This is a genomic window from Deinococcus indicus (assembly GCF_002198095.1).
Classification (GTDB): Bacteria; Deinococcota; Deinococci; order Deinococcales; family Deinococcaceae; genus Deinococcus; species Deinococcus caeni.
On the sequence record NZ_NHMK01000020.1, the window covers coordinates 117,284 to 140,424 of the forward strand.

26 protein-coding genes are annotated in these 23,141 nt (G+C 65.2%); 12 read left to right on the plus strand and 14 right to left on the minus strand.

The window, feature by feature from the left end:
• Positions 1-66 precede the first annotated feature (66 nt).
• The 7 genes from CBQ26_RS13425 to CBQ26_RS23160 all read right to left on the minus strand — a co-directional run bounded on the left by CBQ26_RS13425 (position 67) and on the right by CBQ26_RS23160 (position 3,107).
• The gene (locus tag CBQ26_RS13425) at positions 67-1,344 is read right to left on the minus strand and encodes a hypothetical protein (protein ID WP_088249135.1); all 1,278 of its coding nucleotides are present in this window, start codon (positions 1,342-1,344) and stop codon (positions 67-69) included.
• A complete protein-coding gene (locus CBQ26_RS13430) occupies positions 1,341-1,622 on the minus strand; it encodes a hypothetical protein (protein WP_143342110.1) in 282 nt (93 codons plus the stop codon). The genes CBQ26_RS13425 and CBQ26_RS13430 overlap by 4 nt, the downstream gene beginning before the upstream one ends.
• A 216-nt stretch (positions 1,623-1,838) precedes the next feature.
• Complete coding sequence (locus CBQ26_RS21950; protein ID WP_172418080.1) at positions 1,839-2,003, minus strand: hypothetical protein; 165 nt, start codon at positions 2,001-2,003, stop codon at positions 1,839-1,841.
• 8 nt (positions 2,004-2,011) lie between these two features.
• On the minus strand, positions 2,012-2,203 hold the full coding sequence (locus CBQ26_RS13435) for a hypothetical protein (protein ID WP_172418081.1): 192 nt from the start codon (positions 2,201-2,203) through the stop codon (positions 2,012-2,014).
• 199 nt (positions 2,204-2,402) lie between these two features.
• Positions 2,403-2,591 (minus strand): hypothetical protein, encoded by a 189-nt coding sequence (locus tag CBQ26_RS21375; protein WP_143342111.1) that lies wholly within the window; start codon positions 2,589-2,591, stop codon positions 2,403-2,405.
• Entirely contained in the window at positions 2,588-2,860 is a 273-nt protein-coding gene (locus CBQ26_RS13440; RefSeq protein ID WP_143342112.1) for a hypothetical protein, read from the minus strand. Before CBQ26_RS13440 ends, CBQ26_RS21375 begins: the two co-directional genes overlap by 4 nt.
• Complete coding sequence (locus CBQ26_RS23160; protein ID WP_143342113.1) at positions 2,853-3,107, minus strand: helix-turn-helix domain-containing protein; 255 nt, start codon at positions 3,105-3,107, stop codon at positions 2,853-2,855. Before CBQ26_RS23160 ends, CBQ26_RS13440 begins: the two co-directional genes overlap by 8 nt.
• Before the next feature lie 137 nt (positions 3,108-3,244).
• On the opposite strand from CBQ26_RS23160, the gene CBQ26_RS13445 reads away from it, so the two are divergent.
• The 8 genes from CBQ26_RS13445 (at position 3,245) to CBQ26_RS13475 (ending at position 11,137) form a co-directional block, all read left to right on the plus strand.
• Positions 3,245-3,937 (plus strand): XRE family transcriptional regulator, encoded by a 693-nt coding sequence (locus CBQ26_RS13445; RefSeq protein WP_088249139.1) that lies wholly within the window; start codon positions 3,245-3,247, stop codon positions 3,935-3,937.
• Between the two features lie 56 nt (positions 3,938-3,993).
• The gene (locus tag CBQ26_RS21385; RefSeq protein ID WP_143342114.1) at positions 3,994-4,956 is read left to right on the plus strand and encodes an ABC-three component system protein; all 963 of its coding nucleotides are present in this window, start codon (positions 3,994-3,996) and stop codon (positions 4,954-4,956) included.
• A 2-nt stretch (positions 4,957-4,958) separates the two neighbouring features.
• Positions 4,959-5,195 (plus strand): ABC-three component system middle component 6, encoded by a 237-nt coding sequence (locus tag CBQ26_RS23165; RefSeq protein WP_088249140.1) that lies wholly within the window; start codon positions 4,959-4,961, stop codon positions 5,193-5,195.
• Positions 5,192-6,937, plus strand: coding sequence for a DUF2326 domain-containing protein (locus CBQ26_RS13455; protein WP_088249272.1), 1,746 nt, complete (start codon positions 5,192-5,194; stop codon positions 6,935-6,937). Before CBQ26_RS23165 ends, CBQ26_RS13455 begins: the two co-directional genes overlap by 4 nt.
• A gap of 12 nt (positions 6,938-6,949) precedes the next feature.
• On the plus strand, positions 6,950-8,329 hold the full coding sequence (locus CBQ26_RS13460; RefSeq protein ID WP_088249141.1) for a recombinase family protein: 1,380 nt from the start codon (positions 6,950-6,952) through the stop codon (positions 8,327-8,329).
• A gap of 50 nt (positions 8,330-8,379) precedes the next feature.
• Entirely contained in the window at positions 8,380-9,759 is a 1,380-nt protein-coding gene (gene miaB, locus CBQ26_RS13465) for a tRNA (N6-isopentenyl adenosine(37)-C2)-methylthiotransferase MiaB (protein WP_088249142.1), read from the plus strand.
• A gap of 140 nt (positions 9,760-9,899) precedes the next feature.
• On the plus strand, positions 9,900-10,475 hold the full coding sequence (locus CBQ26_RS13470; protein ID WP_229844052.1) for a hypothetical protein: 576 nt from the start codon (positions 9,900-9,902) through the stop codon (positions 10,473-10,475).
• A 113-nt stretch (positions 10,476-10,588) separates the two neighbouring features.
• On the plus strand, positions 10,589-11,137 hold the full coding sequence (locus CBQ26_RS13475; protein ID WP_088249143.1) for a hypothetical protein: 549 nt from the start codon (positions 10,589-10,591) through the stop codon (positions 11,135-11,137).
• A gap of 219 nt (positions 11,138-11,356) precedes the next feature.
• Here the strand turns inward: CBQ26_RS13475 and CBQ26_RS13480 are convergent, their stop codons facing one another.
• From CBQ26_RS13480 to CBQ26_RS13490, 3 genes are all read right to left on the minus strand, one after another.
• On the minus strand, positions 11,357-12,307 hold the full coding sequence (locus CBQ26_RS13480) for a ring-cleaving dioxygenase (protein WP_088249144.1): 951 nt from the start codon (positions 12,305-12,307) through the stop codon (positions 11,357-11,359).
• Positions 12,308-12,491: 184 nt separating this feature from the next.
• Positions 12,492-13,673, minus strand: coding sequence for an acetyl-CoA C-acyltransferase (locus tag CBQ26_RS13485; RefSeq protein WP_088249145.1), 1,182 nt, complete (start codon positions 13,671-13,673; stop codon positions 12,492-12,494).
• Positions 13,674-13,772: 99 nt separating this feature from the next.
• On the minus strand, positions 13,773-15,875 hold the full coding sequence (locus tag CBQ26_RS13490) for a 3-hydroxyacyl-CoA dehydrogenase NAD-binding domain-containing protein (protein WP_088249146.1): 2,103 nt from the start codon (positions 15,873-15,875) through the stop codon (positions 13,773-13,775).
• A 142-nt stretch (positions 15,876-16,017) separates the two neighbouring features.
• On the opposite strand from CBQ26_RS13490, the gene CBQ26_RS13495 reads away from it, so the two are divergent.
• Positions 16,018-17,007, plus strand: coding sequence for an NADPH:quinone oxidoreductase family protein (locus CBQ26_RS13495; protein WP_088249274.1), 990 nt, complete (start codon positions 16,018-16,020; stop codon positions 17,005-17,007).
• Positions 17,008-17,278: 271 nt separating this feature from the next.
• A complete protein-coding gene (locus CBQ26_RS13500; protein ID WP_143342115.1) occupies positions 17,279-18,487 on the plus strand; it encodes an NAD(P)/FAD-dependent oxidoreductase in 1,209 nt (402 codons plus the stop codon).
• A gap of 48 nt (positions 18,488-18,535) precedes the next feature.
• Here CBQ26_RS13500 and CBQ26_RS13505 read toward each other — a convergent pair whose 3' ends face one another.
• Positions 18,536-18,979 carry a hypothetical protein gene (locus CBQ26_RS13505; RefSeq protein WP_088249148.1) on the minus strand — a complete coding sequence of 148 codons (444 nt, stop codon included), beginning with the start codon at positions 18,977-18,979 and terminating at the stop codon, positions 18,536-18,538.
• Positions 18,980-19,076: 97 nt separating this feature from the next.
• Positions 19,077-19,964: a formyltetrahydrofolate deformylase gene (gene purU, locus CBQ26_RS13510; RefSeq protein ID WP_088249149.1), complete on the minus strand. Its 888-nt coding sequence runs from the start codon at positions 19,962-19,964 to the stop codon at positions 19,077-19,079.
• A gap of 44 nt (positions 19,965-20,008) precedes the next feature.
• Between purU and CBQ26_RS13515 the strand changes: the two genes are divergently transcribed.
• On the plus strand, positions 20,009-21,112 hold the full coding sequence (locus CBQ26_RS13515; RefSeq protein WP_088249150.1) for an aminopeptidase: 1,104 nt from the start codon (positions 20,009-20,011) through the stop codon (positions 21,110-21,112).
• A 100-nt stretch (positions 21,113-21,212) separates the two neighbouring features.
• The gene (locus tag CBQ26_RS13520; RefSeq protein WP_172418082.1) at positions 21,213-21,761 is read left to right on the plus strand and encodes a P-loop nucleotide/nucleoside kinase family protein; all 549 of its coding nucleotides are present in this window, start codon (positions 21,213-21,215) and stop codon (positions 21,759-21,761) included.
• 160 nt (positions 21,762-21,921) lie between these two features.
• Here CBQ26_RS13520 and CBQ26_RS13525 read toward each other — a convergent pair whose 3' ends face one another.
• Positions 21,922-22,407, minus strand: coding sequence for a hypothetical protein (locus CBQ26_RS13525; protein WP_088249152.1), 486 nt, complete (start codon positions 22,405-22,407; stop codon positions 21,922-21,924).
• Between the two features lie 54 nt (positions 22,408-22,461).
• Positions 22,462-23,064, minus strand: coding sequence for a C39 family peptidase (locus CBQ26_RS13530; RefSeq protein ID WP_244898044.1), 603 nt, complete (start codon positions 23,062-23,064; stop codon positions 22,462-22,464).
• Positions 23,065-23,141 lie beyond the last annotated feature (77 nt).

Genomic DNA, 23,141 nt, shown 5'->3' on the forward strand with positions numbered 1-23,141 from the left:
GAGAGGAAAGAAGTGGCATCCACATGTGGTCGTCACGGGTGGGGCGTGTGGGTGGCCGCCACATCGTCATGCCCACACCGACTCCCGCGGGGCAAGCACGTACGCGTCTTTCAGCTGCGCCCACAGACTCTGCCCACCCCCTTCCGGAACGGACTTCAGGCGCCACATCAGCAGCGCGCCGGCGTTCGTGCAGTCACCGGCCGCCAGGTCGCCGCGCACCTGGTCCATGGTCAGTAGCACCACGTCCCAGAGGTTGACGCCGATGGTGTCCAGGCGCAGCAGTCGCCAGAGCACCCAGTGGTACATGCTCACGCTGCCCGAATCCCCGTACAGGGCGGCAAGGTACTGGGCCGCAGCATCCACGGCAGAGGCCTGCTCGTGCCGCCGGAGTCCCCGGACACTCTGCACGTCCCAGACAGCGCCCAGCGCGGCCCCACGGGTTGCAACAGTCATGTTTAACGGGGACTCTGATTTGAATCCCGGATTAACAGTCCAGCGCACGGCGATCTCTGCTCCTTCAATCGCCTTTAGGCTCTTACATGACTGTTGCAACCCGGCATTTTTAAGCGCGTAGACGGTGCGCAGCCCTTCCGGCTGACCCTTGTACCGGCTGGCGGCCACGCTGTCCGCGCACAGGTCCCGCCACTCGTGCGCGAGGGCTTCACGGGACACCCGCAGGCCTGCACGCGGCCCGGTAAGGCTCACGGCCCACAGCAGGCCATCGGATACCCCGGCGCGCAGCCGGCGGCGTTTCCCGGCCGCCTCTGCCCCGTCTTTGGCGGGTCGTTGAGCAGCGGGCGGCAGGTTGCCGGTCTTGTGATCCCAGCTGACGGCCAGCTGGTGGCCACGGACCTCGCCCGTCTCCCGGTTCACGTCCTGCCCCAGTTGCCCAGCCCAGCGCCACACGGTGGAACGGTCGACACCCAGGATCAGGGCCAGCAGTTCGGCCGGCAGGTGCAGTTCCGCCACGTCGGGCACACGGGCCAGTCCGCGCGAGCGGGCGTTCCCGACCGCGCACAGGACCAGCAGGGAGTACAGCCGGCGGGCTCCAGGGCTAAGTTTCAGGTCACGGGTGGCGCGCTCGGCGATCCGGTCGGCCGTGGCGTGCAGGTCCCGGTACGCCTCGACCATCAGGGGACTGGGGCCGCTGATCGACACGCGCGCCCCCTGCACCTCCCCTGCTTCCGGTCGGAACGTGACCTCCTTCAGCGCGGCCGCCGTCACGAGTGGCCGCTCCGGCTGCGCTGGGGGGATCAGAGCGGGTGGGGTCGGTTCGGCGAACAGGGGCGCCGAGGGCAGCAGGCCCTTCGCCTTCAGCCTGTCCAAAAACTTCTGGGCGCTCATGCGACCTTCCCGGCCAGCCGGCGGGACACCTGCGCGCGGCGCAGGCGCAGCAGGCGGTCCACGCGGCGCACCGCGCGGATCACGTTCAGACGCGCCATGTGCCGCGCCGCGATGCCCGCCACGCGCTCCGCCAGGCGGTCCAGCTCATCCAGATCCAGGCCGTCCGTCGCCCGGTCGATCAGGGCGTCCAGGCGGTTCAGTTCAGCAACATCGATACGGGCAGCGTCCGGTACGTCACCGAACACGCCGTCCATAGGGGGCAGGGGAAAGTCGATCATCAGAGTTCCTTTGGGACGCCCACACAGCGGGCGGGAAGTAACGAGAAAACGCGACGGGAACACCAATGAAGTGGCGTCCACACGTGGACACAGGGGCAGGACGCCCACCAGGGGTCGGTGGGGAACTTGAGGGGGCAGCAACGTCAGGTCACAGCAGCAACCCTCCACACGTGGCAGCCACCCGGCCGGGCGGGCCGCGCACCTGTACGTGCCGGGTCATGCACGACCGCCGCGCAGCAGCTCGGTCGTACTGAGCAGAGCCAAGCAGGCACCCGCGGCCACCAATCCCCACAGCACCAGTCGGACGACCTCCGGGAGCACCAGGACTTCCAGGGCCACCACGGCCGTCAATACCTCCAGCCACAGCACCAGGGTCAGCACGGCAGGTCTCACTGCAGCCCCCAGCGGCGCAGCGCCCACGGGAACAGGTGCTGCGCGCGGCGCGTTGCCCAGCCCAGCGGCTCCACGTACGCGCAGCAGGCGCACGTCACGACCAGGCGGGTCACGCCCACGCGCGCCAGTTGCTCAGTACTGATCGTCAGCCGCTCGTGCGAGCAGGCCGGGCAGCACGCCAGCGTCATGTCCACGTCGACGGCAGGGGGCGCGTTCAGAGGGCTCCCCTCTTCAGCAGTGCCCCACCGCAGCAGTCCTCTGGCGAGCACAGGCGGCAGTACTCAGGCAGAGCGGCGTCCAATTCCTGAGCGGACACGTCACGCAGTTGCCCGGCCGGTGCTTCCTGTTTCCCGCCGCGCTCCTGCTCCTGATGACCAGGGTCCGGCATCAGTCCGCAGCCTCCTCTGCAGGAGCCGGGGGCGGAACGACCGGATTGGCCAGGACGTGCCGCACCAGTCGCTCGGACACGAGGCGGGTGGCCTCCTCCATCGTGCCGCCACCGGGGACGCCCTCAATGATCACGCCCGCGAAGTACGGCCGGACGGCTTCACGCCGGGAGCCTCTGCCGGACTTCATCCCCGCAGCCCTGCTTCCTCGAGCAGTTCCGTGTCCGTCATCGGCTTCATGGGAGCAGCGCTGGCCAGCACGTCCTGTTCCAGCTGGTCAGCCAAGCTGCTCAGGTGATCAGCAGTGATCGTCGCGCCCAGGCACACGCTGTGATGGGCTGTCGCGCGCAGGTACAGCAGCAGATCCCGCACCAGCGCCGGAGAAACCGCTACATCCGGGCAAGCAGCGTCCAGCAAGGCGGCCGGGTACGGCAGGGAGGGGGAAAGCGCGTCATTCATGGTTCGGCTCCTGCTGCGGGCTCAGATCCGCATTACTGTAGTAATCCCGATTGGCGTGAGTGATCCAGATATCCACTTCGGGCAGTCCCAAGTGCTGGGCTATAAGGCGTCTCGTGGAGCGGTGAGTGGGTCTGCCGTTTATAGCATTCCTCAGGGTCTTTTCGGTAATTCCCGCTGCCACAGCTGCTTGCGCCAGTGTCTCCCCCTTCCGAGCAATCAGTTCCCGTATCCGGTTCGACGTAGCCATACCCCTAAGCTACACGCTCGTAATATTACCGTCAATATCACTAGAGTAGTTTTCGGGGGTGTCGGAACGCTACCGGTAGCATTGCCGTAATAGACGGCATGCTCGCAGCAATATTGCCGTCACTACTGGCGGTAGGAATGACCAATGAATCCCGGAAAATTCAGGAGTGGCTCATAGACCTGCGTGACAGGCAGCAACTGCGCCAGGACGAAGTGGACAAGAAGTCCCGCGATTTGGGGGCAAGGATCAGTCAGTCCTATCTGTCCCAGCTGGAGCGAGGCATCAAACCTCTCGCTTCGCTCGGCGGCGAACGCATGGACGTATTGCGGCGCATCTATGCAGTGTCACCTGAGGAATGGGCAGCACGCACTGGACTGTCCATTGCAACGCCCACAGCAGCACCAAGTCAGACCCTCTCCCCTGTGCCCAGTCTTCACCGAGTCCCTGTGATCGGCCTTGCTTCCGCCGGCGCACCCGTCAGCGACGAAGAAGACGAACGCATCATCGGCTGGGAGTACCCCACCGACAGCGAGTACCGCCCCCACATGCTCTGCCTGGAAGTCGACGGCGAAAGCATGAACAACGGAGACGCCGACGGCATGCGCCACGGCGACCGCCTGTACGTCGACCCCACCGACATGCAGCTGCAGGAAAACAAGATTTACGTCGTCCACCTGCACGGAAACGGCATCGTCGTCAAACGTGCCCGCCGCCTCGGCACCGACTGGTGGCTGTTCAGCGACAACACCGACTACAAACCGACACGCCCAGACGAAGCCACCGTGATAGGAAGGGTGTACTACCACCAACCCAGGGGCAAACGACTGTGAACTGACCGGCCGCCGAAAACGACCATCGCAACCGTCGCCCGCCAAGAGAGGCAATAGTGACTCAACTAATTTGCGAACTGAACGATGTCGAGATACAAGTCTTTACCCTGAGGCTACAAAACCAATATCTCCGATCCTATGGCAACGACTACGAAAATTTCGTAGGAGATATTCTTGCTCGCTGTTACCCTGGCGACTTTATGCCAGTCTCTAGTGCTGCCGGGGATAACAAAAATGACGGCATTATTATGCAGACCCGGCATCTTTATCAGTGCTACGCACCGGCAAAGTTTAATGATACAGCCACAATGAATAGGAAAATACGTGAGGACTACGAAGGAGCGATCCAGCATTGGGGTGAGGATTTCGATATCTGGAAATTCTCTTTCTGCCACCCCAAAGACGATGGGGCGAACAAAGAAACAGTGAAGCTAATTCTTGACCTACAAAAAGCCCATGGCAAGAAGATTGATTTTGTAGGTATGACTGGGATGGTTTCACTTGCACTGACGATGCCCAGGACAAGTCTTATCGAGTGGCTTGGCCCCCCCCCGATAATGGTGAGGGAGTTAGGCTTCGATTTACCTTTGCCAACTATTGGGCTTGTAATTAAGGCAATTGCCAACTCAGATATCGCCATCGACGATATGGAAAACATTGACCCGGTACCCCCCACCAAGTTAGCATACAACAGAATTCCTGCTTCTATTCAGGATTATATCGAAAAGGGCAAAGGGCTATCTAACCGGGTAGGGCAATACTTGGCTACAAGTGCCGAACCGCTGCTAGGTCAGCAAATGGCGGAAAAATTCCGCGAGGAGTATCAGCATATTCGTCAACAGGACGAGCCTGTCCAAAGTGCTGAAACAGTCTACTGGCGCCTGTATGATTTTATCCGTCATCGCCTTGCACCACCCCTATCCGAAGAGCAGCAGTTGGCCGTGCACGCCGTCCTATCCTATCTTTTCCACCATTGCGATATTTTTGACCGCCCGCCGGCAGGCTGGACTGGACATTAAGGATGATCTTACCGACCAAATACCTCAACACTGACCGCTCGCTTCTAAATCTTGGGGCTGAGGTCATGATGTTATTGGGTCGGGAGAAACCAGTGTCCAAACTTTGGGAAGAGTTTCAGAAAACTCGTCAAGGAAAGGCAATGGTGACTTACGAATGGTTCGTACTTACCCTTGATCTCCTATTTTGCCTCGGCCACGTCGAGTATAAGAGTGGCAAGATTGTTAGGAGGGTTCCATGATCTTAGAGATCACTAGTACGCTCCCGACGTACAAATCCATGAAGTTCAAGCCAGGCCTTAATATTGTCTTGGCAGAGCAGCATTCGAAGGCAACAAATCAAGATACGCGCAATGGCGTAGGTAAGTCTAGCCTGCTGGAGATAATACATTTTCTTCTTGGGGCAAACGTGGGGCCCGGCTCCCTATTTCGATCGGCGGAGCTGGAAAAAGTTAAGTTCTCAGGGAAATTTGCCTTCACAGGCCAAGTGTGGCAAGTGACTCGCGATACAGAGGCGCCTAAAGTGATATCCCTTCTAAGGCCGATTTTTATACCTGAAGAGGACGGGATGCTGATTTCAACGGGCGGAAGATATACCGATAGAAGTCTAAAAGATTGGACCGATTTGCTGACTAAAGAAGTTTTTAAAATTGACTGCTCAAAAAAGATTAAACACTGCCTTAGTTCAAGGATTCTGTACGGATACCTTATTCGGAGACAAGCCGACGGCGCTTTTCGAGAATTTTCTGAATCAATGGCCAAGCAGTCCAAACTGCCTCAACAGGCCGCAATGCTCTACTTTCTTGGTTTAGATTGGACAATCGCTCGAGACTGGATGATTCTTAGCGAAAAACTTAAGACGGTATCCAGTTTCGAAAGCATGGCAAAAAACGCCGATCTGAAAGATGTTTTCCCCAAAGAAGATGAACTACGGAGTCAAACTATAATTGAGCAGCGTCGACTGAGGCAGATGAGGCAAAGCATTGAAAGCTTCCAATTACTGCCAGAATATAGAGAATTGGAACGCGAAGCAGATGAAATTACGAGAAGGTTACGAGCAATCGCAGACGAGCACTCACAAGACGCCATACGACTTGAAAACCTAAATCAGTCCTTGCAATCAGAAGCTGTTGCAGGAGAATCAGACAATCTTCATAATTTTATAACGCAGGTGCAATCCCTCTTTAAGGAAGATGTTCTTGAGCGCCTTTCCAAAGTCAAAGAGTTTCACGAATCCGTTTTGCGGAATCGACAAGAATATCTCAGGCAAGAGATAGGGCAAATTCAGCAGAGAGCTTCCGCAAGAGAAGCGGAGCAGCGGGTGCTTGCTTCCAGACAAGCAGAGGTTCTCGGTGTCCTGAAAGCGTCTGGCGGGCTAGATCAATACAATAAATTAAACAGAGAAATGGCGAAGCAAGAAGGGAAAGTTGAGTATTTAACAACGCAGCTAAAGAAAGCGCAAGAAATCGCCCTTATCAAAATAGAATGCGATGAAGAGCGTGCTCGACTAGCCCACCGACTGCTCATCAACTATACAGAGCAGAGCGAAGATATAATGAACGCAGTTTCGCTTTATCAAGAGATATCTAATCAACTCTACGAGCAGTCAGGCGTTCTCGTCGTTGGGCAAACAGAAAATGGACCAGATATTAACATCAAGAAATCTGGACAGCGAAGCAAAGGCATAAAAAACATGCAGATCTTCACATTTGACCTCACGGTAGCCGTTTTAATGGCAATCCGTGGAGAGGGGCCGAAGTGCTTAGTGCATGATAGCCATATTTTTGACGGGGTTGACCCTCGCCAAGTCAAAACAGCTCTGGTTGTAGCCAAAAGTTTATGTAATGAATATGGAATTCAATACATCGTCTGTCTCAACTCAGACCAATTAGAGGACCAGGAATCTTACCAACAAGAAATCGTTCAACCGATTCTCTACGATCATGTGGACGATGGCGGACTGTTCGGCTTCCGCTTCAACTGATCTGTGAATAGCATGCTGGGGCACACCCTCCCTGCTGCCATCTACCTCCGTGTCTCCGGCAAGCTGCAAGCCGGGCCTGACCGGTTCGGCTTGCAGTCCCAGGAGCACGAGTGCCGGGCGTACGCGGCCCGCCTGGGCCTGTCAGTGGCGCGGGTGTACGTGGACCAGATCACGGGTGTCAGTGACGACCGGGAGCAGTTCCAGCAGTTGCTACGGGATGCGGAGGCTTACAGCGCCGTGATCCTGGGCGTGCAGGACCGCCTGGCGCGCAATGTGCCCCTCAGTTACATGATGCTCGAGGCGTTACAGGCGGTCGGCCTGCAGGTGCACAGCGCCGGCGAAGGCCGCCTTGACCTGGAAGACGACACGAACGCCCTGGGCTTCGGGATCCGGGCGGTGATCGCCGACCAAGAACGCCGGCGGATCACCAAGCGCATGTACGGCGGGAAGCTCGCGAAGGTGCGGGCGGGTCAGCCGGTGGCGCCCATCCGCGCCTACGGGTGGAAGGATGGCCGTCCGGATCCGGAGACCGCGCCGCGGCTGCGATGGATCTTCGAGCAGATGGAAACGCAGGGCGCGAACCAGGTCATTTACACCCTAGAAGCGGAGGGCGTCCCCTCCCCTGCTGGCAGGCCGCGGTGGACGAAAACGACCCTGCTGAAGATCATCGGGAATCCGGTGTACAAGGGCGAGTACGGGTTCGCCCGGAAGGGGGAGCGGCTGACCATCCCCGTGGAGCCGCTGGTGACACCGGAGCAGTGGGAGCGGGTGAACGCGGCCGTGCACGCCAGGCACCGCAACCAGGGGCGCGCGGGAACGCAGGCGCACATCTACCAGCTGCAGGGCGTGGCCCGCTGCGGTCGCTGCGGCAGCGTGATCACCAGCACGGGCGTGCAGCAACTGAAGAGTGGGGAGAAGCTGCGGTACTACTACTGCCGGGGCACCCTGCGCATCGAGGGCGCCCACTGCGAGCACCGCACCTACTACCGGATTGAGGACGTGCACGCTGTCATAGAGGACGCCCTGACGGCGCTGGCACAGGACGACAGGGCGGTCATGCAGGCCGTGCAGGCACCAGCACCCACCCCGCGTACCCAGGACGGCGCGCTGGCCCGCCTGGACGCCGAGTGGGACCGCTGGAAGGGTGCCCTGCGCGCCGGGGCCATCACGCCGGAGGAGCTGGCCACCGAACGCCGCCGCATCGATGCCACCCGCGCCCGACTGCTTGAGGTTCCGGCGGCCGCGCCGGCCCTCGACGTGAAAGCGTGGCAGGCCGCCCTGCTCGAACAGCGGGCGAACCTGCCACTAGGGCAAGCGTTACGGGCGGCCGGGATCACGGTGCTGCTGGACGTGGGCGGCGCTGTGACATTCAAAATTCGGGGAAGCGGCTAGAATTCCGGCCATGCTGTCTTTCGCTTTCACCACAACTGGAGTTCTATAAAGTGCGTGCCCACATAGTTACCTACGGGTGTCAGATGAACGAGTACGACACGCATCTGGTCCAGTCGCAACTCGTGAGTTTCGGGGCGGACATCGTGGACAGCGTGGACGTGGCCGATTTCGTGCTGCTGAACACCTGCGCCATTCGCGGGAAACCCGTCGAGAAGGTCCGCAGCCTGCTGGGCGACCTGCGCAAGATCAAGGCCCGCCGCCCCCTGGTGATCGGCATGATGGGCTGCCTCGCGCAACTGGAAGAAGGGCAGCAGATGGCCCGCAAGTTCGGCGTGGACATCCTGCTCGGGCCGGGCAGCCTGCTGGACATCGGCAAGGCACTGGAAAGTAACGAGCGTTTCTGGGGACTGGCGTTCCGGGACGAACTGCACGACCACGTCCCCCCCGCCCCGGCCGGACAGTTGCAGGCGCACCTGACGATCATGCGCGGCTGCGACCACCACTGCACGTACTGCATCGTCCCCACCACGCGCGGCCCGCAGGTCAGCCGCCACCCGGACGACATCCTGCGGGAACTGGACCTGCAACTCGCAGCGGGCGTGCAGGAAGTCACGCTGCTGGGCCAGAACGTCAACGCGTACGGCGTGGACCAGGGCGCCCGACTGGGCGGGTACCCCACCTTCGCGAACCTCCTGCGACTCGTGGGCCGCAGTGGCGTGCGCCGCGTGAAATTCACGACCAGCCACCCCATGAACTTCACCGAGGACGTCGCCGCCGCCATGGCCGACACGCCCGCCATCTGCGAGTACGTGCACCTGCCCGTCCAGAGCGGCAGCAACCGCGTCCTGCGCCGCATGGCCCGCGAGTACACCCGCGAGCAGTACCTCGCGCACGTCGCGGACATCAAGAAACACCTCCCGCACGTCGTGCTTGCCACCGACATCATCGTCGGTTTCCCCGGCGAGACCGAGGACGACTTCGCGCAGACCCTCAGCCTTTACGACGAGGTCGGGTACGACAGCGCGTACATGTTCGCGTACAGCGCCCGCCCCGGCACGCCCAGCTACAAGCACTTCGACGACCTGCCCCGCGAAGTGAAAACCGAACGCCTGGAACGCCTGATCGCCAGGCAAAAGGACTGGAGCGCCCGCAAGAACGCCGCCAAGGTCGGCACCACCCAGGAAGTCCTGATTCGCGGCGAAGCGCACAGTGACGGCTTCCTCGAAGGCCACACGCGCGGCAACCACCCCACCATCGTCCCCGCCGCCATCGGCGCGACCGGCCCCGGCGTGTACCCCGTGCGGATCGATCACGCCACGCCGCACATGATGTACGGCACGGTCCTCGGCCCGGACGGCCACCCCCTGCCGCAGGTGCCGCGCCTGGACCCGCAGGCCGCCGCCCTCAGCGCCCCCCTCAGCATGGCCTGACCCGCCCGCACCACACGGCCCACCCCGGCACGTCCGGCGGTGGGCCGCCCCCTTACCCTGCCACGCCGGATTCACGGAACTGAAGGTTTCCTCAGCGGCCCGTCACACCCGGATCAGACTGAACGGTCAGAGTGAGAGCCATGAAGAAAGTTCTGGTAGCGGCAGTCGGCCTGAGCGGAATCCTCGCAGCGTGCGGAAGCGCCGGCATCGCCCCCGACGGCAGCGGAAGCGGTTTCATCCAAGAGATGCGAACCGAATACAAGCTGGGAAATACTTTCGTTGCCTGCAACAATACTAGTGGCAATGGAGTTCGTAATGCTCAGACACAGGTGGGGGTGCGCTTTGTCCTCTCCGGAGGTATTAGCACCGTCGATGTCCAGCTTAAGGGTGTGAACACGAGCCAGTACGACAACAACTTCAAGGCCACGTTCAAGAACGAGGAACTGGAAAAAATTGATACCAACACCTACCGGGCGCTATTCAATGCGAACTCGACCACTGGCCCGCTTCTGCCCCAGTCGATTATCGTTAGGCCCGCACCCGTCAAGGTAAAGACAGTTACAGCATCCAATCAGGTTGGAGAATTCTATGCAGCTCTGACTGTTAATACCGGCACAGCTTCCTACTCCTTTGATGGGAACGGACGTCCGCTAGGTTATCGTGTCCCCGTGTACAGCAACTGCACCGTGACGGGCGAAACGGGCGAGAACGTCTGATCGCCTGACCTGTCCACACCGGCCCCTGCTTCGTGCGGGGGCTTTTGTCTGTTCTCAGGTTCGCTGAGGAGTTCATCACATCCCGGTCAGGTTCGGGGGGCACAGTGAGAGTCATGAAGAAACTGGCGTTGGCGGCAATCGGGTTGACGGGCATCCTGGCGAGTTGCGGAGTGACGGTGGTGGTCGGCACTTCCGATCCCGTGCGGAATTTCCGCCTGCTTTCGTATCAGAGCCAGTACACGCTGCCGTCTGATTACGTGGACACGGCGACGGGAACGCGTTACCCGAAAGGGACTTCGATCATCTGCGACAACTGGAACACGCGCCTGAGCGTGACGCTCGACTGGGACGGTACGGTTGATCTGGTGGGTGCGCGTCTGGTGGGTCGGGATTCCGGGCAGACACGCACGGTCTACTCGGCACCACTGGGGGATATGTACTCGGATTCTCCCTCTGTGTTCGAGTTCGTGGTCGGCCCGAACACTGCGCCTCTGAGCGTGGGGAAAGGCGGCATCAGCGCGCAGGCAATCGTGGTGACGCCCGTGAATACGTTCACGGTCAAGGGGGCGACGTTCGTGGACGTGCAGGCGCAGTCGTCGGACGGTACGGTCAGTCCGGTGCGTCAGAGCGTGCAGGCGCTTCCTGTGGCGAACTGCTCCTGATACGGACTCCGATTGAATGGGCTGCACAGCCCGTTCAATCCGAGCGGATGCGACTCGGAGAGCTGCCCCGCAGAGAAGGAGAGAGACGGGTTCCGGACGTGGAGCTGGCAATCCGGTGACGTTCCGGATTGTCGGCGAAACAAACGGAATCCGTATGAGTTCTGAACGGTGAAGGCCGCCCCCACCAGTCAACGGTGGGGGCGGCTCTGTCGTGGGTGTTCAGTTGAGGGGGGTGAGGCCGGCTTCGATCTGGGCGCGGCGGGGTTCGAGGAACGGGGCGAGGATCAGCGTTTCGCCTAAGCGGTCGGGGTGTTCGTCGACGGTGAAGCCGGGGCCGTCGGTGGCGAGTTCGATCAGGATGCCCTGCGGTTCGCGGTAGTAGATGCTGTGGAACCAGTGGCGGTCCACTTCGCCGCTGGTGCGCAGGCCCAGGCTGGTCAGGTGGGTGTTCCAGTCGTGGTACTGGTCGTCCTGGACGCGCAGGGCGATGTGGTGGACGCCGCCGGCGCCGGGGCGGGCGGGGGGCAGGGCGGGGTCGATGCGCAGGTGCAGTTCGGCGTGCGGGCCGCCTTCCTGCATGGCGTAGACGTGGATGGTGCGCGTGGGTTGTTCGGGGTCGGGGTACGTGCCGGCGGGGGTCATGTGGTAGGCGCGTTCGAGGACGCGGGTGGTGGGGAACAGGTTCGGGAGGGTCAGTTCGCTGGGGCCGAGGCCGTGAATCTGTTTGTCGGTGGGGATGGTGCTGCCTGCCCAGGGGGTGCCGTGCGGGCCGCCCTGCACGAGGCTGAGGCGCTGGCCTTCGGGGTCGCTGAAGTCCAGGTGGGGGCGGCCGTGGCGGGTGGTGGGGGTGACGGTCAGGCCGTGGGCGCTGAGGTGGGCGTGCCACCAGTCGAGGGTGCCGTCGGGGATGCGGAGGCTGGTGCGGGTGACGCTGTTGTTGCCGGGTTGTTCGGGTGGGACGGGCCACTGGAAGAAGGTGAGGTCGCTGCCGGGGGTGCCGGCGCTGTCGGCGAAGAAGAGGTGGTAGGCGGTGACGTCGTCCTGGTTGACGGTTTTCTTGACGAGTCTCATGCCGAGGACGCCGGTGTAGAACTGGAGGTTGGCGCGGGCGTCGGCGGTGACGGCGGTGACGTGGTGCAGGCCGTGCGGGGTGAGGGGCGTGGTGGTCATACCCACATTCTAATTCGTTTGACGTTAAGCGATTGTGACGAGCCGACAGCAGGAGCCACAGCCCCCGACCCTCTCCCCTGGGGAGAGAGCGCCCCGAAGGGGCGGGTGAGGGGTCACGACACCCTGCAACAGAAAGCGGGCCGCAGGGTCACCCCCACAGCCCACTTCCTCCTCCCGACGATGCTTACAGCACTTCGAACAGACCGGCTGCGCCCATACCGCCGCCCACGCACATGGTCACGACCACATGCTTGGCGCCCCGGCGTTTGCCTTCCAGCAGGGCGTGCCCGGTCAGGCGGGCGCCGCTCATGCCGTAGGGGTGCCCGACGCTGATCGCGCCGCCGTTCACGTTGTACTTGGCGGGGTCGATGCCCAGCGTATCCCGGCAGTACAGGGCCTGCACGGCGAACGCCTCGTTCAGTTCCCACAGGTCGATGTCATCGACGCTCAGGCCGTGGCGTTTCAGGAGTTTCGGGACGGCCAGCACGGGACCGATGCCCATCTCGTCGGGTTCCAGGCCCGCCACGGCGAACCCCTTGAACAGACCCAGCGGGGCCAGTCCACGCTCGCGGGCCATGTCGCCGCTCATGACGACCACGGCGGCCGCGCCGTCCGACAGTTGCGAGGCGTTCCCGGCGGTGATCACGCCGCCCTCGATGACGGGTTTCAGTTTGCTCAGGCCTTCCAGGGTGGTGTCGGCGCGGTTCCCCTCGTCGAGGCTCAGCGTGACCTCGCGGGTACTGATCTCGCCCGTGGCCTTGTCCTGCACCTTCATGCGGGCGGTCATGGGCACGATCTCATGCTCGAACAGCCCGGCCTGCTGGGCCGCCGCCGTCCGCTGCTGGCTCATCAGGGCGTACTCGTCCTGCGCCTCGCGGCTGATGCCGTAGCGCTTGGCGACGATCTCGGCCGTCTGGAGCATGGGCATGTAGATCTCGGGCTTGTGCTCGGTCAGCCATTCGCCGCGCAGGCGGTACTGGTTAGCGTGCTCGTTCTGCGTCAGGCTGATGCTTTCCAGGCCGCCCGCCACGAACGCGTCGCCCTGACCGGCCATCACGTGGTTCGCGGCCAGCGCGATGGTGTTCAGGCCGCTGGAGCAGAAGCGGTTCACGGTCACGCCGGACACGCTGACCGGGAATCCGGCGCGCAGCGCGATCTGCCGGGCGATGTTGCTGCCGGTCGCGCCTTCCGGGTTCCCGGCGCCCATGATCACGTCCTCGATCTCGGACGGGTCGATCCCGGCCCGCTGCACGGCGTGCAGAACAGCGTGCGCGCCGATGTCGGAGCCGTGCGTGTCGTTCAGGAAACCCCGGTAGGCCTTGCCGATGGGGGTGCGGGCAGTGGAAACGATGACAGCTTCTTTCATGGTCGAACTCCTTGCTGGTGGGGGCGGTCGCCCCTGCATGTGCTTTGAACAGGTCCGCCCTGGCCTTTCCGGTGGGGCCGGGCGGACCGGGGGGTTACTTTAGCGGCCTTTCTCGGCGTCGTACTGGGCAAAGGTCTTGCCTTCCTCGGCCAGTCGTTTCAGCAGGGGCGCGGGCGTCTGGCCGTACTTCTCCAGGTCCGCGACCACGCTGCTCAGCCCCTGTTCGCTGGCGTACTGCATGGGGCCGCCACGGTAGGCGGGGAAGCCGTACCCGTAGATGTAGATCACGTCGATGTCCCCGGCGCGCTGCGCGATGCCTTCTTCCAGGATCTTGGCGCCCTCGTTCACCAGGGAGTACGCGAGGCGTTTGGTGCTTTCTTCCTGGGTGATCTCGCGGGGCGTGATGCCCTTCTCGGCGCGGTAGTCCTCGATCAGTTTCTGCATGTCGGCGTTGGGGATGGGCCGGCGGGTCTCGTCGTAGTCGTATATGCCGCCCTGCGTCTTCTGGCCCTTGCGGCCGGTTTCGACGATCCGGTCGAGCCAGCCGTCGGGTTTGGGTTGCCCGGCGACTTTGGCCTGGTGCTGGCGGATGGCGTACCCGATGTCCAGTCCGGCCATGTCGCTCATCTGGAAGGGTCCCATGGGGAGCCCCAGGGCGTTCATGCTGGCGTCCACGTCCTCGGGGCGGGCGCCTTCCTCGACGATCTGGCGGGCCTCGTCGCCGTAGCGGTGGACCATGCGGTTGCCGACGAAGCCGTCGCAGACGCCGACGACCACGCCGACTTTCTTGATGCGCTTGGCGAGGGCCATGCTGGTCGCCAGGACGGTGTCGCTGGTCTTCTCGGCACGCACGATCTCCAGCAGTTTCATGACGTTGGCGGGGCTGAAGAAGTGCAGGCCGATCACGCTTTCGGGGCGGCTGGTGACGCTGGCGATCTCGTTCACGTCCAGGGTGCTGGTGTTGCTGGCCAGGATCGCGCCGGGCTTGGCGATGCCGTCGAGTCGCGTGAAGATGTCCTTCTTCACGTCCATGTTCTCGAACACGGCCTCGATGATGATGTCGGCGTCTTTCAGGTCGCCCATGTCCAGGGTGGGGGTCAGGAGGGCCATGCGCGCCTCAACGTCCTCCATGCTCATGCGGCCTTTCTTGGCGGTGTTCTCGTAGTTGCGGCGGATGACGCTCAGGCCGCGGTCCAGGGCTTCCTGCTGCGTTTCGACGATGGTGACGGGAATGCCGACGTTCAGGAAGTTCATGGCGATGCCGCCGCCCATGGTGCCCGCCCCGATGATCCCGGCCGACCTGATTTCCGTGGTGGGCGTGTCCTTCGTGATGCCGGGAATCTTCGCGCTTTCCCGCTCGGCGAAGAAGATGTGACGCAGGCCACGGCTCTGGGGGCTGTCCTTGGCTTCCATGAACTTGGTCGCCTCGGCGTCCCAGCCTTCCTGGAAGGGAACGGTGGCGGCCATCTCGGCGAGGTCCACGATCAGCGACGGCGACAGCTGCCCACGGTGCGTTTTCTTGATCCCCTGGCGGGCAGCCGCGAACACGTCGGGGGTCGCGCCGGGCACGCTGCGGTCGCTGATGCGCGGCAGGGGGCGGGCGTCGGCCATCTCGCGGGCGAACTCGACCGCGCCGGCCAGCAGGTCGCCGTCGATCAGGCGGTCGATCAGGCCCAGCTGGCTGGCTTCCGTGGCCTTGATGGGGTTGCCGCTCAGCATCATGTCGAGCGCCTTGGCCGCACCGACCACGCGGGGCAGGCGTTGCGTGCCGCCGGCGCCGGGCAGGACGCCCAGTTTCACCTCGGGCAGACCGACCTGCGCGCCGGGCACGGCCACGCGGTACGTGCAGCCCATGGCGAGTTCCAGACCGCCGCCCAGCGCGGTGCCGTGAATGGCGGCGACGGTGGGTTTGGTGAACCCGTCGAGTTTCTCGATGGTGCCGCGCAGGTCCGGGGACTGCTCGCGGGGCAGGTCGAAGGTGCGGATGTCGGCCCCGGCGACGAAGGTGCGCCCGCCTCCGATGATGACCACGGCTGTCACGCTGTCGTCGGCGGCGGCGGCGTCCAGTCCGGCTTTCAGGCCCTCGGGCACGCCGGGTGAGAAGGCATTCACGGGGGGGTTGTTGATGGTCAGGATGAGGACGTTGCCGTCACGGGACTGCTGCACGAGGCTGGGCTGGCTGCTGGAATCGGGGGTGCTCACGGTAGGGCCTCCTGATGGGTGGGGGGTGGGTTGTGGTTCGGCCCCTAGCTTTTCACGATTCCTGAACCCGGTCAAACACGTTGACGTTCAAGGTGTACGTCAACGTTCACTTTCGGGGTGACAGTCGGGTATGCTGCGGGTCATGAGTGAATCCATGAAGGCCATCCGGGTCGAACGACTCGGCCCCCCAGACGTGATGGAACTCCAGGACGTCCCCGCCCCCACCCCCGGCCCCGGCGAGGTCCGCATCGAGGTCGAGGCGGTCGGCATCAACTTCGCGGACGTCCTGAGTGTCGCCGGGGAGTACCTGACCCGCACCCGCGTGCCGTACACGCCGGGCATGGAATTCGCCGGAATCGTCGAATCCCTCGGCGAGGGCGTCACGGGCGTGCAGGTCGGGCAGCGGGTGGCCGCGCTGGGCGGCAGCGGCGCCCTGGCCCGTTACTCGGTCGTGAACGCCGCCGGGCTGATCCCCGTCCCGGAGAACCTGAGCGGCGCGCAGGCCGCCGCGTTCCCCGTGTCGTACTTCACCGCGTACCACGGCCTGAAAACCCTGGGGCGCGGCGTGGAAGGCGAGTGGGTGCTCGTGCAGGCCGCCGCCGGGGCGCTCGGCACCGCCAGCATCCAGCTCGCCAAAGCGATGGGCATGCACGTGATCGCGCTGGCCAGCACCGAAGAGAAACTCGCGCTGGCCCGCGACCTGGGCGCCGACGTGACCATCCTCCAGGACGACCCGGACCGCGTGCAGAAAGTCCGTGACGCGGCCGGCGGGAAGGGCGTGCCCCTGATCCTGGAAGTCGTGGGCGGCAAACGCTTCCAGGAGAGCCTGGACATGGCCGCCCCGCAGGGCCGGATCATCGTGATCGGGAACGCCAGCCGCGAGCAGGCGAACCTGCGCCCCGTGGAACTCATGAAACGCAACCTGACCGTCACGGGCCTGTGGCTGACCAGCCTGATGAACGACCGCGCCGCGACCATGCAGGCCGCGCAGGCGCTGGCCGGACTGGTCGGGAGCGGGAAGGTCACGCCGCAGGTCGGCCCGACCTACGCCCTGGCCGACAGCGCCCGCGCCTTCCAGGACCTGCTGGACCGCAAGACGACCGGCAAGGTCATCATCGAACCCGCCCGCTGACCCCACCCTCCCCTGCCGACCGCCACCCCGCCCACGCGGCCAGTGGCGGTTTTTCGCGTGCCGTACTGCGCGGCAGCGGCTCCACCCGACCGGGACGGGCGAACCTGACCGCCAGCCGATCACGGTCCGGTCATGGTGTGCACGGCAGCATGCCCAGGCAGGGGCGTCCGCTAACGGCGCATTAACGCCCCGGCGGGCAGACTTGGACACGCCACTGCCCGTTCCCACCCCCGGCCGCTCACCGCGCCGCCTGACCCTGGAGGTTCCTGCCATGCCCGCCACCCCCCCCACCCGGCCCGCCTGCCTGCCATCCCACCGGCCGCCCGGCCGTTCCCTGGTGACGCGGGTGGTGATCGTGGGGAGCGGCCCGGCCGGTCTGGCCGCGTACCGGGCGATCCTGCGTGCCTGCGGGCGGGCGGTGCGCAGCGGCGAACTGCACCTGAGCGTGATCAGCGACACGCCGGACTTCCGCGCGCCCGGCCTGAACGCCGACGTGCTGGCCGGGCACCTGCCAGCAGAGGCCAACCGCACGCCCCTGCGTCGGCTGCTGCCACGCGCGACCGTGCTGGTGGGCCGCGTGACACAGGCGGACCTGACCATGCAGCGCCTGCAGGTGAGCCGCGCCGATCACGACCCGTACTGGGTGGGGTTCGATCACCTGATCCTCAGCGAGGCCCGCCCGGACTTCCGGACCGGCCCGCTCGCCGCGCACCTCGAGGCCCGTCAGGCGGCCCGCCTCACTGTGCTGGACAGCGACGGGACCGGGGTGGAACTGGCCCTCGCCGCGTGCGAGCGGCAGCGGCGACACGCCCCGGCACGTGCGCCGCTCAGCGTGACCCTGCTGTGCAGTGGCGAGTTGCCCGGCGGGCGGCCGGGCGGGCCTTCACCCGTGCGGGCGGCGCTGGCGGCGGCCGGGGTGACCGCGCACGAACTGACGCGCGCCGTCCACACCGCGAGCGACGGGGTGCGTGACCAGTACGGCCGGCTGCACCCGTCGGACCTGACCGTGACGGCCGACGCCGCGCCGCCCGTCCTGCCCGGCACGGACAGCCTGCCGCGCGACGGGCAGGGGTTCCTGCTGACCGACGCGACCCTGCGCGTGCCGGACCCCGCGAACGTCTGGGCGGTCCGCACGGCGGCGCAGGGGGATCACGCCGGGAGGAACGTGGCCCGCGCCCTGCGCCGCCGCGAGGCGCGGCCCGTCCCGGACGGCCAGTGGACGGCGCGCAGCGTGCGCCTGGGCCACTGGAACGCCGTGACGCACCTGCACGCCCCGCCACCGCTGACCGGGGCGGGGCACCTGCACCTGATCCTGCGGGGACGGCTGGGCTGGCTGGCGCGGACGCTGCTGCTCGGCGCGGCCCTGCCCCGCCCGGCCGAGCGGCTGCGGGTCGCGCTGGCCCTGCTGCGCCCCGCCCCACCCGCCCGACCGGACACGCCGGCCGCGCCCCGCACCACCGACCAACCCACCCCGGTCTGAACCGGCCCCCGCCCACGCGGGAAGGGGGCCGGGCACAGCAGGGCGCGCTTACTGGTTAAAGAAGCGCAGCAGGGGGCGCCACCAGGGAATGCCCGCCAGGATGACGATCATGGACAGGCCGGTCCACAGGGCGGCCGCGCGGAATTTCAGGGGATCGGTGGCGGCCTTGCGGCTCTGGACGCTGCCCAGCGTGGCGAACACGGCGGCCAGCACACCCAGGCCCAGGTGCTCCCACTGGAAGCTGGGGCGGGGTGCGCCGGCGAACACCGGGATGTTCTGCATGCCCATGAACGCGAACAGCATCAGGCCCAGCACCAGTTGCAGGTGCAGGCTGCCCATGAACGCCACGACGGGTCGGCGATCGGCGGGCGTGAAGGGTCGGCCACTGCTCAGGCCGGGAATGGTCTGCGCGAGCGCCCACAGGCCGGTCAGCAGGATCACCCAGCGGTTGAGGTTATGGAGGGTCAGCAGCACGAGGTACAGGGTCGCCATGCCCGACAGCCTAACCTGACCGATCGGTAAGCTCAAGGGACACGGGCGCGGCGGGACGTGCGGGCAGACCTCACAGCCACACCCTGCTCATGCCGGATCAGAACACGACGGTCTTGTTGCCGTGGACCAGCACGCGGTCCTCCACGTGGGCTTTCACGGCGCGGGCCAGCACCTGCCGTTCCACGTCGCGGCCCAGGCGCATCAGGGTGTCCGGTGTCTCGCGGTGCGTGACGGGAATCACGTCCTGCGCGATGATCGGCCCGGCGTCGAGTTCCTCGGTGACGTAGTGGCTGGTCGCGCCGATCAGTTTCACGCCCCGGTTGAACGCCGCGCGGTACGGATTGGCACCCACGAACGCCGGCAGGAACGAGTGGTGAATGTTGATCACGGGCCGCCCGAAGTCACGCAGCAGGTCGCCACTCAGGATCTGCATGTAGCGGGCCAGCACGGCGAAATCCACGTTCGCCTCGTGCATCAGGCGCACCTGCTCGGCCTCCGCCTCGGCCTTGTTCTCCTTGGTGACCTTCACGACATGGAAGGGAATGCCGAACATCTCCGCGTCACGGCGCAGGTCCTCGTGGTTGCTGATGATCAGCGGGATCTCCACGTTCAGTTCGCCCCGGCGTTTGCGCCACATCAGGTCCAGGAAGCAGTGGTCGTACCGGCTGACGAGTACGGCCATGCGTTTGGGCTGCGTGGTGTAGTGCACGCTCCAGTCCATCTCGAACGGCGTGGCGACCACGTTCGCGAACGCCCGCTCGAAGGGCTCGCGGGCCAGGTCCAGTCCCGCGAGGTGGAATTCCATGCGCATGAAGAACGTGCCGCCCTGCGGGTCCGTGCTGTGCTGGTCACTGTGAATGATGTTCGCGCCGTGGTTGTGCAGGAACTGCGAGACGGCCGCGACGATCCCGCCCCGGTCCGGGCAGGCGATCGTCAGTACGGCGGTGTTCAGGGGGTCGAGCGCGGTTGAAGCGGGGGCCGTCATATCCGGCGAGGATACCCCGCGCGCCGGGTGGTAGCCTCGCGGACGTGCAAACAAACACTCCCCACGCCGACCTGCTGGCGTACGACCCGGACCTTCACGCGGCCCTGCTGGCCGACTACTGCCTGTCGGCCGCGCCCGGCGAACGCCTGCTCGTCGCGGGCGGGCAGGAGGCCACGCCCCTGATCCGCGCCGTGACCCGCGCCCTGCTCACGCGCGGCGCGCGGCCCGTGGTCCGCGTGGACTACCCCGGCCAGCAGGAGGACTTTGCGGAACTCGCCAGTGACGCCGTGCTGGACGCCATTCACCCCGCCGACCTGAACGACGTGGAAGCCCTGGACGGCAGCCTGCGCGTCCTGACGCCCACCCCCGCCCACCCCGTGGACGCCGCCCGCCGCGCCCGCCTGCTCGCCGCGAACGCCCCCGTCGCCGCCGCCCGCGCCCGCCGCAAGTGGAGCCTGACGCTGTACCCCACCGCGCACGCCGCCGCGCAGGCCGGCATGAATGAGGCGCAGTTCGGGGAGTTCGTGATGCGCGCCATGTTCCTCGACCGGCCCGACCCGGTCGCCGCGTGGGCCGAGGTCCGCGCTACCCAGGCCCGCCTCATCGAACGCCTGACCCGCGCCGACGTGGTCCGCATCGAGGCGCCCGGCACCGACCTGACCCTGCGCGTGGGCGGACGCACCTGGGCGAACAGCGACGGGCGGCGCAACATGCCCAGCGGCGAGGTTTTCACCGGCCCGCACGAGGACAGCGCCGAAGGGATCGTGACCTTCACCGTGCCCGCCGAGTACCAGGGTCAGATGGTACGCGGCGCCCGCCTGGAATTCCGAGCCGGGCAGGTCGTGAACGCCAGCGCCGAAGAGGGCGAGAGCGCTCTGCACGCCGCGCTGAACACCGACCCCGGCGCGCGCCGCCTGGGCGAACTGGGCATCGGTACGAACACCGGCATTCAGGTGCCCACCGGGAACATCCTGTTCGACGAGAAGATCGGCGGAACCGTCCACCTCGCCATCGGCAAGAGCTACCCGGAAACGGGCGGCGTGAACGCCAGCGCCGTCCACTGGGACCTGATCACCGACCTGCGCCAGGGCGGCCGCCTGAGCCTGGACGGCGAGGTCGTGCAGGAAGACGGCGTGTTCCTGATCTGACCGGTACCCGGACAGCCGCCGCCAGTCGCCGGTCAAACTGCCGCCGTTCATGCCGCACCTGAGGAAGGGCGTGGGTGGGGGCTGCGCTACGCTGCCCGGCATGAGCGGCGTGATCTGGGTGCTCAGCGGCAGTCCGGGGGCGGGCAAGAGTACGGTGTCGGCGGCACTGCTGGGCCGCTTCCCGTTCGGGCTGCACCTGTCCATCGACGATCTGCGTGAGCAGGTGGTCTCCGGGCTGGCGCAGCCGGCGCTGGATCACCCGCCGGAGGCTGTGCGGCAGTTCGCGCTGGCCCGCACGTCGGCCGCGCAGACGGCCCGCCTGTACGCGCAGGAGGGCTTCGCGGTGGCCGTTGAGGACGTGCTGTGGCCGGACGATCTGGCGTTCATGGCGCGCCACTGGGAGGGTCTGGACGTGCGCCCGGTGCGGCTGTACACCACCCTGGAGGTCGCGCATGAACGCAACCGGACCCGCACGAACAAGACGTACGACACGTCCGTGCTCGTTCCCCTGATCGACGGGCTGTACGGGCAGATGCCGCCCGAACTGTTCCGCGAGGCTGGCTGGGCAGTCGTGGACAGCAACGCCCTGACAGTCGCAGAGACCGTGGACGCCCTGCTGGCCCTGGAGTGGCCCGCCCGCCAGGACTGATACGGATTCCGTTTGTTTCGCCGACAGATCGGAACACCACCGATCTACCAGCTCCACGCCCGGAACCCGTTTTTCTCCTCCTTTGCGGGGCAGCTCTACGAGTCGCATCCGCTCGGATTGAAAGGACTTTGCAGCCCATTCAATCGGAGCCCGTATGACCTCAATCCTGAAGCACGGCCTCGCACTGACCGAGCGGGGTGTCCTGTTGCAGGTACGAGCGGATCAGGTCGCCGTACACGTGCGTGCGGGGCGGGCCGCCGTCACGGATCAGGCAGGTGTACAGCGCGCCCGGCTGCCCGGCATTCCAGACGATCATGGTTTCACCGCTCTGCGGTTCGCGGGTGATGACCGGCGCGGTGTTCGGGAACAGGATCCGCGCGGCGAACAGGCCCGTCTGGTTGGTCGTGAGCTTCGGCACGGGCCGGTCCTGCCAGAACAGTTTCGTGCGGTCGGTGGCGATCTCGTCGCTGAACAGGCCGGTGCGGGCCACGGTTCGCAGAGAGATCGGGCCGTCCTGTCCCGTGACGATCCAGGTCTGACCGGCGTTGAAACTGCTGCGCGGGTCGTTCAGCAGCGCGCAGCTGCCCAGCAGGGCGGGCAAGAACAGTGCAGGCAGGAGCAGCGCGGTCAGGCGGCGGATGGGCATGCCGTCAGTGTACGAACGGCCAGTGCCCCGGCGGGGCGCACCTGAGCGGCCCCGTTACCCGATGACCTTGCGGACCGTCCCGACCAGGGTGGGCGGGTACAGCACGGCGAACTGACCGCGCTGGCCGGCCCAGACGCGGTCCATGTCGCTGTAGCGCATGGCGACGTACCCCAGCAGGGGGTCCATGATGTACACCTGCCCGGTCGCGTCGTTGTACCCGACCAGTACCCGCCAGTGCGGGATGACGGTGCCGGTTTCGGTGATGTGCGATTGCAGCGCGATGATGGGCAGCCCGGCGCGGATGGCGTTCCGGACGGTGTTTAGGTTCCCGCCCGTGAACAGCCGGGCCTGCATGCCGACCCTGGGGGCGTAGTTCACGATGGCCTGCGCGGTCATGTACGAGCGGTCGGTGGGGCGGGTCTGGCGGCTCACGTCGGCCATGCTGACCTGCCGTCCGAAGTACGCCAGGACCTGCGTGATGCTGGCGGGGCCGCAGGCGTTGTACGTCTGCCGGACGAGCGGCATCCCCTGAAGGACGTAGCCGGGCACCTTCGTTGCCGTCTGCGTGGGTGGTGGGGCGGCCGGCGCGGCGGCCAGGGCGCCGGGGGGCAGGGCGGCGCACAGCAGGGTCAGCAGGAGGCGGGCGGGGAACGTCACCGGGGCATCATGCCGCGTGGGGCGTCACGGGGGTCTTTCAGTGCGGGACACGCCGGGCGCTCAGTCAAGATCTTGCA

Bases quoted from the DNA above. Each gene is read 5' to 3' on its own strand.
- CBQ26_RS13425 (WP_088249135.1), bottom strand. From the start codon at position 1,344: ATGAGCGCCCAGAAGTTTTTGGACAGGCTGAAGGCGAAGGGCCTGCTG.
- CBQ26_RS13430 (WP_143342110.1), bottom strand. From the start codon at position 1,622: ATGATCGACTTTCCCCTGCCCCCTATGGACGGCGTGTTCGGTGACGTA.
- CBQ26_RS13435 (WP_172418081.1), bottom strand. From the start codon at position 2,203: ATGACGCTGGCGTGCTGCCCGGCCTGCTCGCACGAGCGGCTGACGATC.
- CBQ26_RS21375 (WP_143342111.1), bottom strand. From the start codon at position 2,591: ATGAAGTCCGGCAGAGGCTCCCGGCGTGAAGCCGTCCGGCCGTACTTC.
- CBQ26_RS13440 (WP_143342112.1), bottom strand. From the start codon at position 2,860: ATGAATGACGCGCTTTCCCCCTCCCTGCCGTACCCGGCCGCCTTGCTG.
- CBQ26_RS23160 (WP_143342113.1), bottom strand. From the start codon at position 3,107: ATGGCTACGTCGAACCGGATACGGGAACTGATTGCTCGGAAGGGGGAG.
- CBQ26_RS13445 (WP_088249139.1), top strand. From the start codon at position 3,245: ATGACCAATGAATCCCGGAAAATTCAGGAGTGGCTCATAGACCTGCGT.
- CBQ26_RS23165 (WP_088249140.1), top strand. From the start codon at position 4,959: ATGATCTTACCGACCAAATACCTCAACACTGACCGCTCGCTTCTAAAT.
- CBQ26_RS13455 (WP_088249272.1), top strand. From the start codon at position 5,192: ATGATCTTAGAGATCACTAGTACGCTCCCGACGTACAAATCCATGAAG.
- CBQ26_RS13460 (WP_088249141.1), top strand. From the start codon at position 6,950: ATGCTGGGGCACACCCTCCCTGCTGCCATCTACCTCCGTGTCTCCGGC.
- CBQ26_RS13470 (WP_229844052.1), top strand. From the start codon at position 9,900: ATGAAGAAAGTTCTGGTAGCGGCAGTCGGCCTGAGCGGAATCCTCGCA.
- CBQ26_RS13475 (WP_088249143.1), top strand. From the start codon at position 10,589: ATGAAGAAACTGGCGTTGGCGGCAATCGGGTTGACGGGCATCCTGGCG.
- CBQ26_RS13480 (WP_088249144.1), bottom strand. From the start codon at position 12,307: ATGACCACCACGCCCCTCACCCCGCACGGCCTGCACCACGTCACCGCC.
- CBQ26_RS13485 (WP_088249145.1), bottom strand. From the start codon at position 13,673: ATGAAAGAAGCTGTCATCGTTTCCACTGCCCGCACCCCCATCGGCAAG.
- CBQ26_RS13495 (WP_088249274.1), top strand. From the start codon at position 16,018: ATGAGTGAATCCATGAAGGCCATCCGGGTCGAACGACTCGGCCCCCCA.
- CBQ26_RS13500 (WP_143342115.1), top strand. From the start codon at position 17,279: ATGCCCGCCACCCCCCCCACCCGGCCCGCCTGCCTGCCATCCCACCGG.
- CBQ26_RS13505 (WP_088249148.1), bottom strand. From the start codon at position 18,979: ATGGCGACCCTGTACCTCGTGCTGCTGACCCTCCATAACCTCAACCGC.
- purU (WP_088249149.1), bottom strand. From the start codon at position 19,964: ATGACGGCCCCCGCTTCAACCGCGCTCGACCCCCTGAACACCGCCGTA.
- CBQ26_RS13520 (WP_172418082.1), top strand. From the start codon at position 21,213: ATGAGCGGCGTGATCTGGGTGCTCAGCGGCAGTCCGGGGGCGGGCAAG.
- CBQ26_RS13525 (WP_088249152.1), bottom strand. From the start codon at position 22,407: ATGCCCATCCGCCGCCTGACCGCGCTGCTCCTGCCTGCACTGTTCTTG.